Origin of the sequence: Chryseobacterium pennae (assembly GCF_003385515.1) — a bacterium.
Lineage (GTDB): Bacteria > Bacteroidota > Bacteroidia > Flavobacteriales > Weeksellaceae > Chryseobacterium > Chryseobacterium pennae.
The window spans coordinates 162,236-179,836 of record NZ_QNVT01000004.1; the positions used below are offsets into that span (position 1 = coordinate 162,236).

Annotated in this window: 16 protein-coding genes; 6 read left to right on the top strand and 10 right to left on the bottom strand. The window is 37.0% G+C overall.

Translation table 11 applies throughout. From position 1 onward, the window contains the following. Positions 1 to 45: 45 nt before the first annotated feature. From trpS to ileS, 9 genes are all read right to left on the bottom strand, one after another. A complete protein-coding gene (gene trpS, locus DRF65_RS06495) occupies positions 46 to 1,014 on the bottom strand; it encodes a tryptophan--tRNA ligase (protein ID WP_115969922.1) in 969 nt (322 codons plus the stop codon). A 111-nt stretch (positions 1,015 to 1,125) separates the two neighbouring features. Further along, complete coding sequence (locus DRF65_RS06500) at positions 1,126 to 1,986, bottom strand: hypothetical protein (protein ID WP_115969924.1); 861 nt, start codon at positions 1,984 to 1,986, stop codon at positions 1,126 to 1,128. 1 nt (position 1,987) lies between these two features. Continuing rightward, positions 1,988 to 2,698, bottom strand: coding sequence for a hypothetical protein (locus DRF65_RS06505; protein ID WP_115969926.1), 711 nt, complete (start codon positions 2,696 to 2,698; stop codon positions 1,988 to 1,990). Positions 2,699 to 2,717: 19 nt separating this feature from the next. Continuing rightward, positions 2,718 to 3,368, bottom strand: coding sequence for a SanA/YdcF family protein (locus tag DRF65_RS06510; RefSeq protein ID WP_115969928.1), 651 nt, complete (start codon positions 3,366 to 3,368; stop codon positions 2,718 to 2,720). 14 nt (positions 3,369 to 3,382) lie between these two features. Then, positions 3,383 to 4,021, bottom strand: coding sequence for a lipoprotein signal peptidase (locus DRF65_RS06515; protein WP_115969930.1), 639 nt, complete (start codon positions 4,019 to 4,021; stop codon positions 3,383 to 3,385). Then, entirely contained in the window at positions 4,021 to 4,215 is a 195-nt protein-coding gene (locus tag DRF65_RS06520; RefSeq protein ID WP_115969932.1) for a DUF2683 family protein, read from the bottom strand. Before DRF65_RS06520 ends, DRF65_RS06515 begins: the two co-directional genes overlap by 1 nt. A gap of 17 nt (positions 4,216 to 4,232) precedes the next feature. Further along, positions 4,233 to 4,478 carry a DUF6576 domain-containing protein gene (locus DRF65_RS06525; RefSeq protein WP_115969934.1) on the bottom strand — a complete coding sequence of 82 codons (246 nt, stop codon included), beginning with the start codon at positions 4,476 to 4,478 and terminating at the stop codon, positions 4,233 to 4,235. 78 nt (positions 4,479 to 4,556) lie between these two features. Continuing rightward, positions 4,557 to 4,937, bottom strand: coding sequence for a TraR/DksA family transcriptional regulator (locus tag DRF65_RS06530; protein ID WP_045501318.1), 381 nt, complete (start codon positions 4,935 to 4,937; stop codon positions 4,557 to 4,559). A 57-nt stretch (positions 4,938 to 4,994) separates the two neighbouring features. Further along, positions 4,995 to 8,390 carry an isoleucine--tRNA ligase gene (gene ileS / locus DRF65_RS06535; RefSeq protein WP_115969936.1) on the bottom strand — a complete coding sequence of 1,132 codons (3,396 nt, stop codon included), beginning with the start codon at positions 8,388 to 8,390 and terminating at the stop codon, positions 4,995 to 4,997. A 452-nt stretch (positions 8,391 to 8,842) separates the two neighbouring features. Between ileS and DRF65_RS29140 the strand changes: the two genes are divergently transcribed. From DRF65_RS29140 to DRF65_RS06550, 3 genes are all read left to right on the top strand, one after another. Then, positions 8,843 to 10,531: a M23 family metallopeptidase gene (locus DRF65_RS29140; protein ID WP_115969938.1), complete on the top strand. Its 1,689-nt coding sequence runs from the start codon at positions 8,843 to 8,845 to the stop codon at positions 10,529 to 10,531. 85 nt (positions 10,532 to 10,616) lie between these two features. Next, positions 10,617 to 11,909: a phenylacetate--CoA ligase family protein gene (locus DRF65_RS06545; RefSeq protein WP_115969940.1), complete on the top strand. Its 1,293-nt coding sequence runs from the start codon at positions 10,617 to 10,619 to the stop codon at positions 11,907 to 11,909. Positions 11,910 to 11,980: 71 nt separating this feature from the next. Further along, the gene (locus DRF65_RS06550; protein ID WP_115969942.1) at positions 11,981 to 12,589 is read left to right on the top strand and encodes a hypothetical protein; all 609 of its coding nucleotides are present in this window, start codon (positions 11,981 to 11,983) and stop codon (positions 12,587 to 12,589) included. A 37-nt stretch (positions 12,590 to 12,626) separates the two neighbouring features. Here the strand turns inward: DRF65_RS06550 and DRF65_RS06555 are convergent, their stop codons facing one another. Then, positions 12,627 to 13,877, bottom strand: a complete 1,251-nt coding sequence (locus tag DRF65_RS06555) for an NAD(P)/FAD-dependent oxidoreductase (RefSeq protein ID WP_115969944.1) — start codon at positions 13,875 to 13,877, stop codon at positions 12,627 to 12,629. A gap of 98 nt (positions 13,878 to 13,975) precedes the next feature. Between DRF65_RS06555 and DRF65_RS06560 the strand changes: the two genes are divergently transcribed. The 3 genes from DRF65_RS06560 (at position 13,976) to DRF65_RS06570 (ending at position 17,600) form a co-directional block, all read left to right on the top strand. Next, positions 13,976 to 15,496 (top strand): HAL/PAL/TAL family ammonia-lyase, encoded by a 1,521-nt coding sequence (locus tag DRF65_RS06560; RefSeq protein ID WP_185148455.1) that lies wholly within the window; start codon positions 13,976 to 13,978, stop codon positions 15,494 to 15,496. Between the two features lie 74 nt (positions 15,497 to 15,570). Beyond that, entirely contained in the window at positions 15,571 to 16,302 is a 732-nt protein-coding gene (gene fabG, locus DRF65_RS06565) for a 3-oxoacyl-ACP reductase FabG (protein ID WP_115969948.1), read from the top strand. 77 nt (positions 16,303 to 16,379) lie between these two features. Further along, positions 16,380 to 17,600, top strand: a complete 1,221-nt coding sequence (locus DRF65_RS06570; protein WP_115969950.1) for a beta-ketoacyl-[acyl-carrier-protein] synthase family protein — start codon at positions 16,380 to 16,382, stop codon at positions 17,598 to 17,600. The last annotated feature ends 1 nt before the right edge of the window (position 17,601 follow it).

The window sequence follows — 17,601 nt, forward strand, 5'->3', positions numbered from 1 at the left end:
AAAAGCCCTTCAACTGAAGGGCTTTCGTATGTATAAAACTTAGAATTAAAATCCTAAGCTTGTTCTTACTCTTTTTAGAGTTTCCATTGCGATAGGTTTTGTCTTTTCTGCTCCCTGCTGAAGTTTTGCTTCCAATTCATCAAGGTTGTTCATATAATAATTGAACGTTTCTCTTTCTTTTTCAAAACGAACAAGAATCAGATCCAAAAGCTCTTTTTTAGCATGCCCATATCCGAAGTTACCAGCAAGGTATTTCGTTCTTAGTTCCTCGGTCTGTTCAGGAGTAGCAATCAATTCATAAATCTGGAATGTTTTATCTGTGGCAGGATCTTTAGGCTCTTCCAAAGACTTAGAGTCAGATTCAATGCTCATCACTTGTTTCTTCAGTTCTTTTTCAGGTAAGAAGATATTGATGATATTCCCCATAGATTTAGACATTTTACGTCCATCCGTTCCAGGAACATATTTTGTGTCTTCCTGAAGCTCAGATTGTGGCAATACAAAAACTTCGCCCATCTGATTGTTGAATCTTGAAGCAACATCTCTTGCAATTTCCAAATGCTGAAGCTGGTCTTTTCCTACTGGAACAATCTCCGCATCGTATAATAAAATATCTGCAGCCATCAGAATAGGATAGGTAAACAAACCGGCATTGATGTCCTGAAGACGATCAGCCTTATCCTTAAATGAATGTGCTAATGTTAATCTTTGATAAGGAAAAAAACATGATAAATGCCAAGATAATTCACAGGTTTCAGCGATATCACTCTGTCTGTAGAAAAATGTTTTTTCGGTATCTAATCCACAAGCAAGCCAAGCCGCAGCAATCTCGTAGGTATTCTGTCTTAAAGTCTGCGCATCTTTAATCTGGGTAAGCGTATGAAGATTCGCAATAAATAAAAATGATTCGTTTCCTTCCTGCTTAGAAAGTTCGATCGCAGGAATAATAGCCCCTAATAAATTTCCAAGATGGGGGGTTCCGGTGGCTTGAATGCCGGTAAGAATTCTTGACATTTGTTTAAAATTATTTCTGCAAAAATAGTGAAAATTTAGAACTTATCCCTTTCAAAAACTTATGCCGGTTTATATAAATTTTATTTAATGAATAATTCTGCATCAATAAACCTATTTCTTTAATTCAATTTTATAAATAAAAGTAAGAACCTTGAAATGCCACAGTGTTAAAGTTTGTTCTGCTGATATAATATCATTTTCAGAACCAATAATGAGACAATCACGGAAAGAACGTATAAATTGTGACCAATATTCACCTTTAGAATCTTTAAGTAAAAAATAAAAACCAGCATCACCAAATTGTTTTCCTGAAGAATCTAAAATCAGTTCTCCATTTTTTCCGACGCTAGGAGTCATCAACACGGTTGCATTCCCATTGGGTAAAGGAAATACAGCCTTTACGCAAGTTTTCCCTGACGGTAAATTGCTGATACCGTAAACCCCGGAATAGATAACTTGCCCGGTTGATTCAATAGAACGAAACCAAAACGTGTGTTTTATTTCATCGGTCTTTGGGTCGGTAAGGTTGATGATTTCGCTTTTTATAGATTCTGAACCGTCAATGCTTTTTGTAGGAATATTCAGTTGGTTAATTCTATTACTGAATAATTTGTTAATTAAAATTCCAAATAATTTGAAATATGGATTCCATTGTATAGAAAAATTTAAGGTATAATTTGAGGTGTTTTCATAGAAGCCAACCACATTTTTGGATAAATTTGAGAACTCAGTTTCAGATAAGTTAAGCTTTAGCATTGACGGAATAATACCTTTTACTTTTGAGCCTTTTTCCACAACTAAATTTTCTTTTTCTGCAAATTGATGAATAAAATCCTCACTCATTGGATTCAAATTACCAAAAGGTCCCATCAACCAGAGAGAATCTTCAGTCTTAATTTTTCTTCCACGCAGAATTATCAATTGTTGAGTAAACCAATCCTGGAATTTCTGTATTGGATAAGCAAATCTCATTTTAGTTGTTTTTGAGATATGGAATAATGTCGCGTTGCCCATTCCATTCCCCAAATTCTGAAATAGGTTTAAAGCGCAAAGTTGTAAATTCGAAATGAAAATCCTTTCGATCTCTTTCTTTCATTGCGTCAGCGTGCCTTTCTGGTTTTGGAACTTTGCTATGTCCATGAACCATATCAGTCATTTCTTTTTGATTTTTCCAAATTGAAAAAGTGGAAATGGTGTTAGGGAATTTGATGGAGGCTAAAGACAAAGTCGTTGCCGGATGATCCCGAACCAATTTTTCAACCGGTCTTCCCCAATGAATAAATCTGGGGATTTGCAAAAATTTCATTCTGGCAATGGTTATTGCAACTACTGGTGAATCCGTATTTTCAAATTCTGTGGTTTCATCAGGAATTTCAAACTTGTTGAATTCCCCCCATTTTCTCATAAAAGTTAATCTGGTGTGCCAACCTTCAGATAAAATTTTTCCTAAACTGTCTTTAGCTAAAAAATTATCGATATCACTTTCATTTTCCCATTGTGCGAATACAGCAATTTGTCTTATCAGCATTCGGGAGGGTGAAAAAATAGGAGAGCCTAAAGTCATCACCGTCATAATTTCTGCGTGAATTAACCCTGAGATATTTCTTGACTTCGGTGAAGAAAAAAGAATTCTGAGTGCAGAAAGGTAATCTGTTTTTACTAAGTGATACGTGAAGACACTCATTTTTTATGATTGTATTTTTTTAATACTGAGGAATCAAAATCTTTTCTCCACCAAATTTTGGCTGTACACCAAGGATAAGATCCCAATATACCTTAGCTTTGGCCAGATACTCCCGCAGATTGGTCTTTAAACCGGCATACTTATTCACATCTTCTGCATTGTAGCCAAAGGCTTGAATTCCATTTTTCTGCGCAAGGAAGACAGCTCTTTCGTTGTGGAACTTTTGAGAAATGATGATCAGTTTCGTTTGTCCAAAGATATCTTTGGCTCTTACTACAGAATCCAATGTCCGGAATCCTGCGTGATCCAGAATGATTTTATTCTGGGGAATACCCTGTTGTACCAATGCCAACTGCATATCTTCCGGCTCATTGTAGTCTTTGCTGCTGTTGTCACCACTTACAATGATGTACTGTATTTTTCCGCTTTTATAAAGATTCGTGGCGGCTTTGATTCTATTGTAGAAATAAGCATTGGGCATACCATTGTTTAAGGTTTTTCCGGTTCCCAGCAATAAAGCGGTTTTTGCTGTCGGTACTTCAGCAATATTGTAAGATAGAGAAGCTGCACTTTCTTTTTTGATGCTGTAATTTGCCCAGGCAATAAAAATAATTCCTGCGACCAAAAGAAGCAGGAAAAATTTAAAAATATTTTTGATTGTTTTTCTCATCTGAGATACATCTTTTAGAATTCAAGTCCGTTTGGAAATGCTTTTTTTCTGAAAATTAACAGGAAAGCAGCTCCTACGGTAATCGCTGAATCGGCAACATTGAAAATATATTTAAAGAATTCAATATGTTTTCCGCCAATGATAGGCCAACTGTCCGGAACATACCAGTCTACTAACGGGAAATGAAGCATATCTACTACACATCCTTTCATGAAGGTAGAATATCCCTGACCAAATGGGGTAAACTTGGAAATCCCACCGTAGCCAATCCATCGGTCGATGCGTGAATCATAAACAGTTCCGCTATCGAAGAGCATTCCGTAGAACATTCCGTCAATAAGATTTCCAATTGCTCCGGCAAAGATAATAGCCATTGGGATTAGCAGATAGTTAGAAGCTCCTTCCTTCAGCCATTTCTTAAACATATAGACCATTCCTCCAATCAGGAAAATTCTTAATATCACAAGTAAATACTTTCCGATAATTCCTCCGAAATGAAACCCGTATGCCATTCCCGGATTTTCTACAAAAGTCAGTTTAAAACCTGGTAAAATGGTAATGCTGTCATCCAGATTAAAATGGGTTTTAATATAAATTTTTGAAGCCTGGTCTATCAATAATACCAAAAAGGTGATAGCTAAGATCTTTTTCATTACTCTCCTTTAGGTTTTGAAGGTTTTGAAGCAGGTCTTACATTTTTATTATCACTTGCTTTCTTAACCACTTTCTGTCCGTTATATGAACTTTTCACATGAGCTTTCTCAAACTTAATGTTCATTTCTTTTAAAACACCTTTTAGAGCGTTCAATTCCATAGAGTTTTTAGGATGTACTATGATAGATTCCATTTCTTAATATTTATTTTTTACATTTTGGACAATTCATCAAGCCTTTTTCTATCTTTTTCAGATAGATCGTTGATTCCGTTTTTGCCCATCTTACTCAACAGTCTGTCTATTTCTTTCTCCCTGTCACGTTTATCAGAATTAAACTGGTCATCAATGGTGTAGTAGGTATGCTTTTTTGGAGAGAATCTGTTTCTTATCCATTCTCTGTTGAAAAGAGCCAGCACTGCTGCCACAATGATTACCAAAATCAATACTTCGCTCATGGGTATACATTAAAAATTAGGTTTATAAAGTATCCGGAAATACTATATAAACCCAATATTATTTTACAAACCTTACGGCTATTTCTGCATATTTTTCGCTTCAATGCTTAATGTAGCATGAGGAACGGCTAAAAGTCTTTCCTTAGGAATAAGCTTCCCTGTTACTCTACAAACACCGTAAGTCTTGTTTTCGATTCTGATTAAAGCATTCTTAAGATCACGGACGAATTTTTCCTGTCTTCCTGCAAGAATAGAGTTCTGCTCTTTGCTCAAAGTCTCTGCACCTTCCTCAAATGCTTTAAAGGTAGGTGAAGTATCATCAGTTCCATTATTCTGGTCATTGATGAAACTTTCTCTGATAAGCTGAAGATCTTTCTCCGCCTTTTCTATTTTTTCTTTTATGATCGCTCTAAATTCCTGTAAATCAGCATCGCTGTATCTAACTCTTTCGTCTGACATATTCTTTCTCTTTTTAATAAAATTATGAAATGGAATTTGAAATACTATAACTACATGTTAATTTTTTTCGACATTTATCTTAAAATTAACTTCATCTATTTCGATTTCGTTAAAATTTGAAAGTGAAGATACAATTTCTATTTTATTTGACAAGACCTCAGAAGAAATATATTCCTCATTTTTCTTAATATCTTCAAGGAATGGTGAGTTCTCTTCAATGGAGATATTAATTCTGTCTGTAAGTTCGAAATCTTTCTCTTTTCGCAGGTTTTGAATTCTGTTAATGAATTCTCTTGCAATACCTTCAGATTTTAATTCATCGGTTAACGTCAAATCTAATGCCACAGTTGTTTTACCATCGGAAGTTACGGTCCATCCCGGGATATCTTTAGTAGAGATTTCCACGTCGTCAAGCGTGATCTCATAGCCCTGAACATCCAGTTTTCCTTCTTTTTCAAGAGCAGCAATCTGTTCTGTGGTAAGATTTGTAATCTCTGCACCTACTACCTTCATGTATTTTCCTAATTTAGGACCTAGCGCTTTGAAGTTTGGTTTTATTTGTTTTACAATTAAGTGAGAGGCTTCTTCAGCATTAATTAACTGTAATTCTTTCACGTTGACTTCCTGCTTGATAAGATCTGCAACAGCAAGAATCTGTTCTTCTGTTTTAGCATCCAATACAGGAACCAATACTTTTTGTAATGGCTGACGAACTTTCACGTTTTCTTTTTTTCTTAAAGAGAAAACCATACTCGTAATGTTCTGTGCCAGATGAGTTTTTTCAACCAGATCCTGATCGATTAAGCTTTCATCAGCAACCGGGAAATCTGTTAAGTGTACAGATTCACAGTTTTCTTTACCTGTTACTTTATTCAGATCCTGATATAGCTGGTCCATAAAGAACGGAGCAATAGGAGCAGATAATTTTGCTACTACTTCAAGACAAGTATACAAAGTCTGGTAGGCAGAGATCTTATCATCAGAATAATCTCCTTTCCAGAAACGTCTTCTGCACAATCTTACATACCAGTTGCTCAGGTTATCATTCACAAATGTACTGATCGCTCTTGCTACTCTTGTCGGTTCGTAATCTTCATAGAATGCTTTTACATCCTTGATTAATAAGTTCAGTTCAGAAAGAATCCATCTGTCGATTTCAGGACGGTTTTCAACTTCTTTTTCTGAATAATTGAATCCATCAACATTCGCATATAAAGAGAAGAATGAATACGTATTGTAAAGGGTTCCGAAGAATTTTCTTCTTACCTCATCAATTCCTTCAATATCAAACTTCAGGTTTTCCCAAGGATTGGCATTGGAGATCATGTACCAACGGGTAGCATCCGGTCCGTATACAGAAAGTGTTTCGAACGGATCTACAGCATTTCCTAAACGTTTTGACATCTTCTGTCCGTTTTTATCCAAAACAAGACCGTTACTCATTACATTTTTATAAGCAACAGAGTCAAAAACAGCAGTTCCGATCGCATGAAGTGTATAGAACCATCCACGAGTCTGGTCAACACCTTCTGCGATGAAATCAGCAGGGAATGCTTTGTTACTGTCAATCATTTCCTTATTCTCAAAAGGATAATGTAATTGTGCATATGGCATAGAACCTGAATCGAACCAAACGTCGATCAAATCACTTTCACGCTTCATTGCTTTTCCGGAATCAGAAACCAATACCACTTTGTCTACCACATTTTTATGAAGATCAACCAGTTCATAGTTAGATTCAGACATATTTCCAATCACAAAATCTTTGAATGGATTTTCTGTCATCACTCCGGCAGCAATTGATTTTTCAATTTCATTGTAAAGCTCTTCTACAGAACCGATGATCTTTTCTTCTTTCGTATCCTCTGTTCTCCAGATTGGCAATGGGATGCCCCAGTATCTTGAGCGGGATAAGTTCCAGTCGTTTACATTTTCCAACCAGTTGGCAAAACGTCCTTCTCCGGTAGCTTTAGGTTTCCAGTTGATTTCTTTGTTCAGATTAACCAATCTGTCTTTTACAGCAGTCATCTTCACAAACCATGAATCCAACGGATAATATAATACCGGCTTGTCAGTTCTCCAGCAGTGTGGATAAGAGTGGACATATTTCTCTACTTTGAAGGCTTTGTTCTCTGTTTTCAACAAGATCGCAAGCTCTACATCCCAAGATTTCTCAGGCGCAGTTCCTTCATCATAATATTCGTTTTTAATATACTTTCCTGAGAATACTTCCGGAACATTTTCTCCCTGGATGAATTTACCCTGTAAATCTACCAATGGAACAAGGTTATCATTGTCATCCTTTACCAACATCGGAGGGATCTCAGGTTGAGCCATTTTAGACACTCTCGCATCATCGGCACCAAAAGTAGGCGCTGTATGTACGATACCTGTACCATCCTCAGTGGTTACGAAATCACCTAAGATCACTCTGAATGCATTTTCAGAATTATCGTTTGGCGTAAACCAAGGAACTAATTGCTCATATCTTGTATCAACAAGTTTTTCTCCAGTAAATTCTTTTAAAATTCTGAATGGAATTACTTTGGTTTCCGGAGTATAGTTGGCAAAATCCTCATCTGTACCTTCAGCATATTTCTTACCGAATACTTTAGGTAAAAGAGCGCTGGATAATACAACGGTTACCGGTTCAAATGTATATTGGTTGAATGTTTTAACTACAATATATTCAATATCTCTACCTACTGTCAGTGCAGTGTTGGAAGGCAACGTCCAGGGAGTTGTCGTCCATGCAAGGATATGTACATCTCCATCAACATCATTGAACAAAGCAGATGAATCTTTTTTCACTTTAAACTGAGCTACAACCGTAGTATCTGAAACATCACGATACGTTCCAGGCTGGTTCAACTCATGAGAAGAAAGTCCTGTTCCTGCTTTTGGAGAGTAAGGCTGGATCGTATATCCCTTATACAACAAGCTTTTGTCATATAATTGCTTCAACAACCACCAAACAGTTTCCATATATTTTGACTTGTACGTAATGTACGGATCATCAAGGTCTACCCAATATCCGATTTTCTCAGTAAGGTTATTCCATACATCAGTATAACGCATTACCGCTTCACGACAAGCTTTATTATAATCTTCAATAGAGATTTTTTTGCCAATATCTTCTTTTGTAATTCCTAATTCTTTTTCTACACCCAGCTCCACAGGAAGACCATGCGTATCCCAGCCTGCTTTACGGAAAACCTGTTTTCCATTTTGAGTCTGGTAACGGCAGAAAATATCCTTCAATGCTCTTGCCATTACGTGGTGAATTCCGGGCATACCGTTTGCTGAAGGTGGACCTTCATAAAAAACAAACTCAGGATTTCCCTGACGAATCTCAACACTCTTATTGAAAGTTTTATTTTGTTTCCAAAATTCCGCTACATTCTCTGCTACGTCAATAAGGTTGAGGTTTTTGTATTCTTTAAATTGGCTCATTGTAATATCTCAATATTCGTTGATTAATTAAGTCTGCAAATTTACTAAAATTTGTCGGTTTATAATATATGTTTTATGTAGGTAATTTCTATTAAAAACTTCAATCTCAGAAATATAAATAGAGAAACAGCTAAAAAGGGAATAATGAACCTTAAATAAGCGAGTATTTTACCTAATGTTATCTTCAACTTTGCTGAGTGTTTTCAATGAAAAATTTAATAGAAGCGGGCTTTAGCCCGCTTTAAAAATGAAAAAACATTCCAATGGTTTTAGTCAAAACTTAATATAACCTCTCGAAGATCAGACAGATTTAACAGATGTTAGAGCAATCATCTGTGAAAATCCGTGCCATTTGTGGTTAAACAAAAAGATCTTTCAACTGGGAGAAGCAAAATAGCACGATCATTGCTTGAAATCCCGTATATTTAAGTAGAACTAAACCCAAATGCTGTATGAAAATCTTCTCCAAACTGATGGTTGTTATTTGTTTTATCAATATCATCATCACACAGGCTCAAAATAACTATCCTCAAAACTATTTCCGTAACCCACTGAATATTCCCATGCAGTTGGCCGCTAATTTTGGGGCAGTAAGAACCAATCATTTTCACATGGGACTTGATCTGAGGACAAACAGTCAGGAGAATTTATCTGTATTGGCTGCTGCAGATGGCTATGTAAGCAGAATAAAAGTGGAGCGTTATGGTTTCGGAAATGCTGTATACATCACCCATCCGAATGGCTTTACAACAGTGTATGCCCATTTGAATAAGTATTTTGATAAACTTGAAGAATATGTAAAGCAGCAGCAGTACAAAGACGAAAAATGGGAACAGGATATTACTTTCCAGCCGGGACAATTTCCGGTTACAAAGGGGCAGCTCATTGCTTTGAGCGGTAATACCGGAGGATCAGCTGGGCCACACCTCCATTTTGAGATAAGAGATACCAAAACAGAAGAATGTCTTAATCCCTTATTGTTTGGTTTTAATATTCCAGATTCTGTGTCACCTATCATCAGTGGATTGTATTGGTATGACCGTAGGTTCAGTACCTATGAGCCCGGGGCCAATGGGATTGCTGTCAGAAAAGTAGGGAATACCTATACCACAGATGTTGTAAGAGTCAATTCTCCAATGATAAGCTTTGGAATTAAAGCAGTAGATAAAGCCAACCAGGGATTTAATCTTGGAATTTATAAAGCAGAATTACTGATGGATGGAAAACTGATCTATGGTTTTAGCATTGACAAAGTGAGCTATGATGATACCCGCTATCTGAATGGTTGTATAGATTACACCAAATTCATCAGAGATAAAGTAGGAATTCAACATCTGTCTGTATTGCCGGGAATGAAGTTGGCGAATTACAGTACTCCCAATCTTTCCGGAATGATCAATCTTCAGGATGAAGGTGTTCACAATATTGAAATTGTTTTAAAAGATGTAAAAGGAAATACCAGCAGGTTAACCACAAGAGTTCAGTTAGCTAGTACAGGTAATGGAATTTCTCCTTCTGGAAAAGTGATTTTGCCTAGTGAAGGGAAAACGTTAACCACTGAAAGTGCAGAGATCAACTTCAGTAAAAATGCTGTATATGATGCAGTGAACTTTAGTCTGTACGAAAAAAACAACAGTGATGGAAATGCCGTTTCCAATACCATTGTTTTACAGAATCCATACCTTCCGGTTCAAGATAGTTATACTTTGAAAGTAAAACCCAACAGAAAACTTAGCAAAGACGAGAAAGATAAAGTAGTGGTTTCGTTTAATTATGGAAGTGATAAGGATGCTGTAAAAGCAAAATGGAACGGCGATCAGGCAGAAGCACAGTTTAATAGACTGGGGACTGCAGAACTTATACTGGATAACAGTTTACCATCAGTTTCTTCAGGTTGGAAAGAAGGAGCGGTTGTAAACAGTAGTGCTTTACGCTTAAAAGGCAGTACAAAAGTTGGCGATATTGTTTCTTTCCGCGCAGAACTGGATGGAAAATGGCTGCGATTTGCTCGTGTGAAAAATGATTTTGTATATATTTTTGATGAAAAGTGTCCAAAAGGTTCAGGTTCGCATACTTTAAAAGTGACTACGATTAATAGTGCGGGAAATACCAATGTACAGACCTTTACATTTCAAAGATAAATGATTGGGAAGGTATAATCTTTTGGGCTTTTACTGTTTCAATCCTTTAATTTTAAATAAATTTGTCCTTTAAAAATTAAAATCATTGGAATTTCACCCGTTCATCGAAAAATCGAGCACACAGGAAATAAAGGCATTTCAGGAAGAAAAACTTCAACAGCTTCTGGCTTATCTTGAAGGAAATTCACCTTTTTATCAGAGGATGTTTAAGGAAAAAAAGATTAATGTTGGAGAGCTCCGTACATTGGAAGATCTGCAAAAAATTCCTGTCACAACCAAGAATGATCTGCAGCAGCATAATCATGATTTTTTCTGTATTCCACCCGATAAGATTGTAGACTACAGCACAACTTCCGGAACATTGGGAGATCCAGTAACCTTTGGCTTGTCTGATGGAGATCTTGAAAGACTTGCCTATAATGAAGCGATATCTTTTGCCTGTGCCGGAATTCAGAAAGGAGATGTAGTGCAGATGATTACTACCATTGATAAACGCTTCATGGCAGGGCTTGCTTATTTTTTAGGATTAAGAAAAATGGGTGCAAGTGTTGTCAGAATGGGTCCTGGAATTCCTGAATTGCAGTGGGATTCCATTTTCAGATACAAACCCAAATACCTCATTACAGTTCCGTCATTTTTACTGAAGATGATTGATTATGCTGAAAAACATGGCCTGGATTATAAAAATTCAAGTGTTTATGGAGCGGTATGTATCGGGGAGAGTATCAAAAATCAGGATTTTACAGATAATATTCTTTCCCAGAAGATCAAAGAGAAATGGGATATCAAACTTTTTTCTACTTATGCCTCTACAGAAATGAGCACCGCTTTTACAGAATGCGAGTTCCAGATCGGAGGGCATCATCACCCTGAGCTGATCATTACCGAAATTCTGGATGATGAAGGAAATATAGTAAAAGAAGGTGAAAGTGGAGAACTTACCATTACTACGTTAGGAGTAGAAGCCATTCCTTTGCTGAGGTTTAAAACCGGAGATATTGTAAAAGCACATTACGAGGCTTGTCAATGTGGAAGAAATACGATGCGGCTTGGACCGGTGATCGGAAGAAAGCAGCAGATGATCAAATATAAAGGGACAACATTGTATCCGCCAGCAATGAATGATATTCTGAACGATTTTAATAATATCCTCTGTTATCAGATCGTGATTCAGGCCAACGAAATCGGACTGGATGAGATCATCATCAAATTAAGTACAGATCAGGAACATGAAAGCTTCGTGAATGAAGTAAGAGACCATTTCCGTGCAAAACTAAGAGTAAGTCCGAAAATTGAAATCATCGATTTTGACATCTTGTCTAAAACTGTTTTTAATCCAAACAGCAGAAAGCCAATTACCTTTATCGATTTAAGATAAAGTTATAAGCAAAAATGAATAAAAATCCCTTTTTATAATATCTTTGTGCACCTAAAAAAAACTAATAAATTATGAGAAAATTATTATTGTTGGTCTTCATGGTGATGATGACAACAGTTTTCGGACAGGAAAAGATGAAACTTGTTTCGGGAGATTTCGAAGTATTGAGGGAGCAGGCGGATGTGAATGTGGAGGTCAAGTTTGAGGATGTGTTATTCATGAAGGAAAATATTACGGAAGCTCAATATCTTGAAAACAGAAAGAAGCAGGTAATGGATAATCCTAAAAGGGGAGAATCTGCCTGGAATGAGTGGATTGGAGAATGGGAAAAGTATAAAAAAGAAAATTATGTAGAGCGTCTTCTGAAAGGGCTGAATGCATCCGGTAAAAAGGAAATATTCAAAAAAGATAGCTCCGCAAAGTATACATTAATCCTGAATACGAAATGGGTATTCCCGGGTTGGCATGCCGGATTGATTGCAATGCCTACGGAAATGAGCGGAAATATACAATTGGTAGAAACAAACAATCCTTCAGTGGTTTTGGCTACAGTGGAACTTAACAAATACGACAGGTTTTCCGGTATGGATGTAACTGTCATGGAATATGGAAGGCTTGCTGCAGCATATGAATCTATAGGGAAGGTTTTATCAAGACAAATCAAAAGAAATTTAAAATAAAATAACAAAAAACGGTCTGAATTTTCAGACCGTTTTTTTATTCTTGAGTTTGTTCTTTTTCCAGCTTGATGAGGTTGGCCAGATTCTTAATTACAGTATCATGCTTTCTCACAAAAGGATTGTCTTTATTCCAGACATATCCAGCCAATACAGCACATATCTTTTTCTTTACATCCGGGTTTTCCGGTTGGTGGAAGAATAATTCCTGAAGGTTTCCGGTGTACCATTCCTTTACATAAGTGGTGAAAACGTCTACACCATATAAGATATAATCTGTGTATTCTGTTTGCCAGTCAATTTTTTCGCCATTCAGCTGTCTTAATGCCAGTTTGGCAGCAAGCATTCCTGATTCTGTAGCGAAAGCCATTCCTGATGAAAATACAGGGTCCAGGAATTCAGAAGCATTACCGGTTAAGGCAAATCCGTCCCCGAATAGTTTCTTTACAGAACATGAATAGTCTTTCAGATGTCTTGGCTCGAAAAGAAACTCCACATCACCAAAACGTTTTACGTAATAATCAGAAAGGGAAATTGCTTTTCTTAGAGCTTCAGCAGTATCTCCGTTTTCAGATAGTTTTTCAATATATTCAGTAGGGCCTACAATTCCTAAGCTTGTATTTCCGTTGGAAAAAGGAATTACCCAAAGCCATACTTCAGTTTCAATAATGTCAAAAGAAATCAAAGTTCCTTCTTCTCCGGGCTCTCTGTTAATATCATTTACATGAGAAAAAATGGCAGAGTGCGGAGCTAATTTTGAAGGTTTTTCAAGATCTAAAAGACGAGGTAATACTCTTCCATAGCCACTTGAATCAATTACGAACTTTGCATGGATTTCTTTAGTTTCTCCATCTTTCGTTTTTACTGTTGTGATAGAGTCTGTTCCGTCGAATTTAATATCAATTACTTCCGTTTCAAATTCAAGATCTACTCCTTTGTTAATCACTTCCTGAGCCAAGGTATTATCAAAATCAGCTCTCGGAACCTGCCAGGTCCAGTTCCAGCCTTCTCCGAATTTGTTGCTGAAATCAAAGATGCAGACTTCGTCACCACGAAGGAAACGGGCACCCAGTTTTTTTTCAAAGCCCATTTTATCCAGTGCAGGGAAAAGTCCGGCTTCATCAAAGTGGTCCATTACCCTTGGGATTAAGCTTTCACCGACTACCAGTCTTGGGAATTTTGTCTTTTCGACAACTTTTACGCTGACATTATTCTTCTTTAAGTAGGAAGAAGACACGCATCCGGAAGGCCCGGCTCCGATTACAAGAACGTCAACAAATTCTTTGCTCATCTTTGATTTTTTATTTTAATAATAACTTTTATCTTTGCCGCAAAATTAGTGACAAATAATTAATATTTTACAAAATTATCAACTATTACTTTTAATTGATGAAAATAAATAACTTTTTAGAACTGAAAGACTTTCAAAAAATTATCATTGAAAATGAAAAAATAGAACTGGATGAATCACTTTTATCAAGAGTGAATACAAGTTTTCAGTTTTTAAAGGAATTTTCAAAAAATAAAGTAATATATGGTGTAAATACTGGTTTTGGGCCTATGGCGCAATTTAAAATCAGTGATGAAGATACACACCAGCTTCAGTATAACCTGATCAGAAGCCACTCTTCCGGAATCGGAAACCCTTTGCCTGCTCAGGAAGTGAAAGCTTGCATGCTGGCAAGAATGAATACCTTGTCGCTAGGGAATTCCGGAGTGCATGAGTCCGTTATTTACCTTCTTCAGGAACTGATCAACAGAGATATTATCCCATTGATCTTTGAACATGGAGGAGTAGGAGCAAGCGGAGACCTTGTTCAGTTGGCTCACCTTGCTTTAGTCCTGATTGGAGAAGGAGAAGTTTTCTATAAAGGAGAAAGAAAGTCTACCAAAGACGTTTTTGAAATCGAAGGATTACAGCCAATACAGGTTGAGATCCGTGAAGGGCTTGCCTTAATGAACGGTACTTCTGTAATGTCAGGAATTGGTATTGTAAATGCTTATAAAGCGAATCAGTTAACAGATATTTCCATTAAGCTTTCCTGTGCTATCAACGAAATTGTTCAGGCTTATGACGATCATTTCTCAGAAACCTTAAATGGAACAAAAAGACACTATGGTCAACAGAAAGTGGCAGAAAGGATGCGTGTGCATCTTGCAGACAGTAAGCTGATCAGAAAAAGAGCAGACCACCTTTATACCCACTTTGAAGAGCAGGAAAAAGTATTCAAAGAAAAAGTTCAGGAATATTATTCTTTACGATGTGTTCCTCAGATTTTAGGTCCGGTATTGGATACATTGGAGTATACAGAGAAGGTTCTTGAAAATGAGATCAATTCTGCTAATGATAACCCGATCATCAATGTTGAAGATCAGCATGTTTACCATGGCGGAAATTTCCATGGCGACTATATCTCTCTGGAAATGGACAAGCTAAAGATTGTAGTGACAAAGCTTACTATGCTTGCAGAAAGACAGCTGAACTATCTTTTAAATGCTAAAATCAATGAAATTTTGCCTCCTTTTGTAAATTTAGGTAAATTAGGTTTCAATTTCGGGATGCAGGGAGTACAGTTTACAGCAACTTCCACTACAGCGGAAAGCCAGATGTTGTCGAACCCTATGTACGTTCACAGTATTCCTAATAATAATGACAATCAGGATATTGTAAGCATGGGAACCAACGCTGCGGTAATCTGCAGAAAAGTGATTGAAAATGCTTTTGAAGTATTAGCGATTGAAGCCATTACCATCATTCAGGCTATTGAATATCTTGGTTTTCAGAATGAAATTTCATCATCTACAAAAGAACTGTATGATGAGATCAGAAAAATAATTCCTGCCTTCTCAGATGATATGGTAATGTATCCGTATCTGGAGGAAGTAAAGAAATATTTAAAGACAATGTAATTATATGCTCATATAAATTGTCTTAAAAAAACAAGGTAACTTAAAAAAAACTAAAACAAAATAAACACTAACGCATGAAATGTGCAATTATAACAGGAGGCTCCAGAGGAATCGGGAGGGCAATCTGTATAAAACTGGCTGAAGAGAAGAACTATCATATACTGATCAATTACACTTCCAATGAAGCTGCCGCAAAGGAAACTTTGGCGAAAGTAGAAGAATTGGGCGCTACAGGAGAAATACTTAAATTTGATGTAGGAAATGCCGAAGAAGTACAGGAAGTATTAACTGCATGGCAGGAAAACAATCCTGAAGCTGTGGTTGAGGTTATTGTTAATAACGCCGGAATTACAAGAGACGGATTGTTTATGTGGATGCAGAAAGAAGACTGGAACAGTGTAATCAATACCAGTTTAGACGGTTTCTTCAATGTTACTAATTTCTTTATTCAAAAGCTGCTTCGTAACAAATATGGTAGAATCATCAATATGGTTTCTGTATCCGGAGTAAAAGGAACAGCAGGTCAGACCAATTATTCAGCAGCTAAAGGAGCGCTTGTAGGTGCTACAAAAGCCCTTGCTCAGGAAGTTGCCAAGAGAAATGTTACAGTGAATGCAGTAGCTCCTGGTTTTATCAGAACAGATATGACCCAGGAATTCAATGAGGATGAACTGAAGGCAATGATTCCTGCCAACAGGTTTGGAGAAGCAGAAGAAGTAGCAGATCTTGTAGCGTTCTTAGCTTCTAAAAAATCTTCATACATTACTGGAGAGGTGATTAATATTAACGGCGGAATTTACTCGTAAATAATGTAACAATATATCAATGTACCAATGCTGTAATAAAAGTTAGACTGTTACATTGTTAAATTCAATATATATAAATGGAAAATAGGGTTGTAATTACCGGAATGGGAATTTATTCCTGCATCGGGACATCTTTAGAAGAGGTCAGGGAATCCCTATATCAAGGAAAATCCGGTATTGTTTTAGATCAGGACAGGAAAGAATTCGGTTTCAGATCAGGTCTTACAGGAACAGTTCCAAAACCTGATTTAAAGAATCTTTTGAACAGACGCCAGCGTGTAAGCATGGGTGAAGAAAGTGAATATGCTTATCTTGCTACCCTTGATGCTCTGAAGCAGGCTGATCTTGATGAAGCCTTTTTAGATACTCATGAAGTTGGGATCCTATACGGAAATGACAGTGTTTCTCAGGCAGTCGTAGAATCTATCGATATTGCAAGAGAAAAGAAAGATACTACATTGATGGGGTCGGGAGCGATCTTTAAATCAATGAATTCAACGGTTACCATGAACCTTTCTACCATATTTAAGCTGAAAGGTATTAATCTTACAATTAGTGCAGCCTGTGCAAGTGGCTCACATTCCTTAGGGCTTGCTTATATGATGATCAAAAACGGTTTTCAGGAGATGATTATCTGTGGTGGGGCTCAGGAAACCAATAAGTATTCCATGGCGAGTTTTGATGGATTGGGTGTTTTCTCTGCAAGAGAAGATGAACCTACCAAAGCATCAAGACCTTTTGACTCAGAACGGGATGGACTGATTCCAAGTGGAGGCGCAGCTTCTTTAATCGTTGAAAGCCTTGAATCTGCCCAAAGAAGAGGAGTTCCTATTATTGCTGAAATCATAGGTTATGGCTTCTCATCCAACGGAGGCCATATTTCAACCCCGAATGTGGATGGACCGGCTTTGGCAATGGACCGAGCTTTGAAACAGTCAGGTTTGAAAGCTTCAGATATCGATTATATCAATGCTCACGCCACTTCTACTCCCATTGGAGATGCCAATGAAGCAAAAGCGATTCATGAGATCTTTGGAAGTGAGGTTCCGGTGAGTTCTACCAAATCCATGACCGGACACGAGTGCTGGATGGCTGGCGCAAGTGAAGTTATTTACTCAATTCTGATGATGCAGAATGATTTTGTAGCACCGAATATTAATCTTGAAAATCCTGATAGTGAGGCACAAAAGATAAATTTAGTCTCTAAAACAAAAAATCAAAAAATTGATGTATTTTTGTCGAATTCTTTTGGGTTCGGGGGAACCAATTCTGCACTAATAGTTAAAAAATTTGATTAAA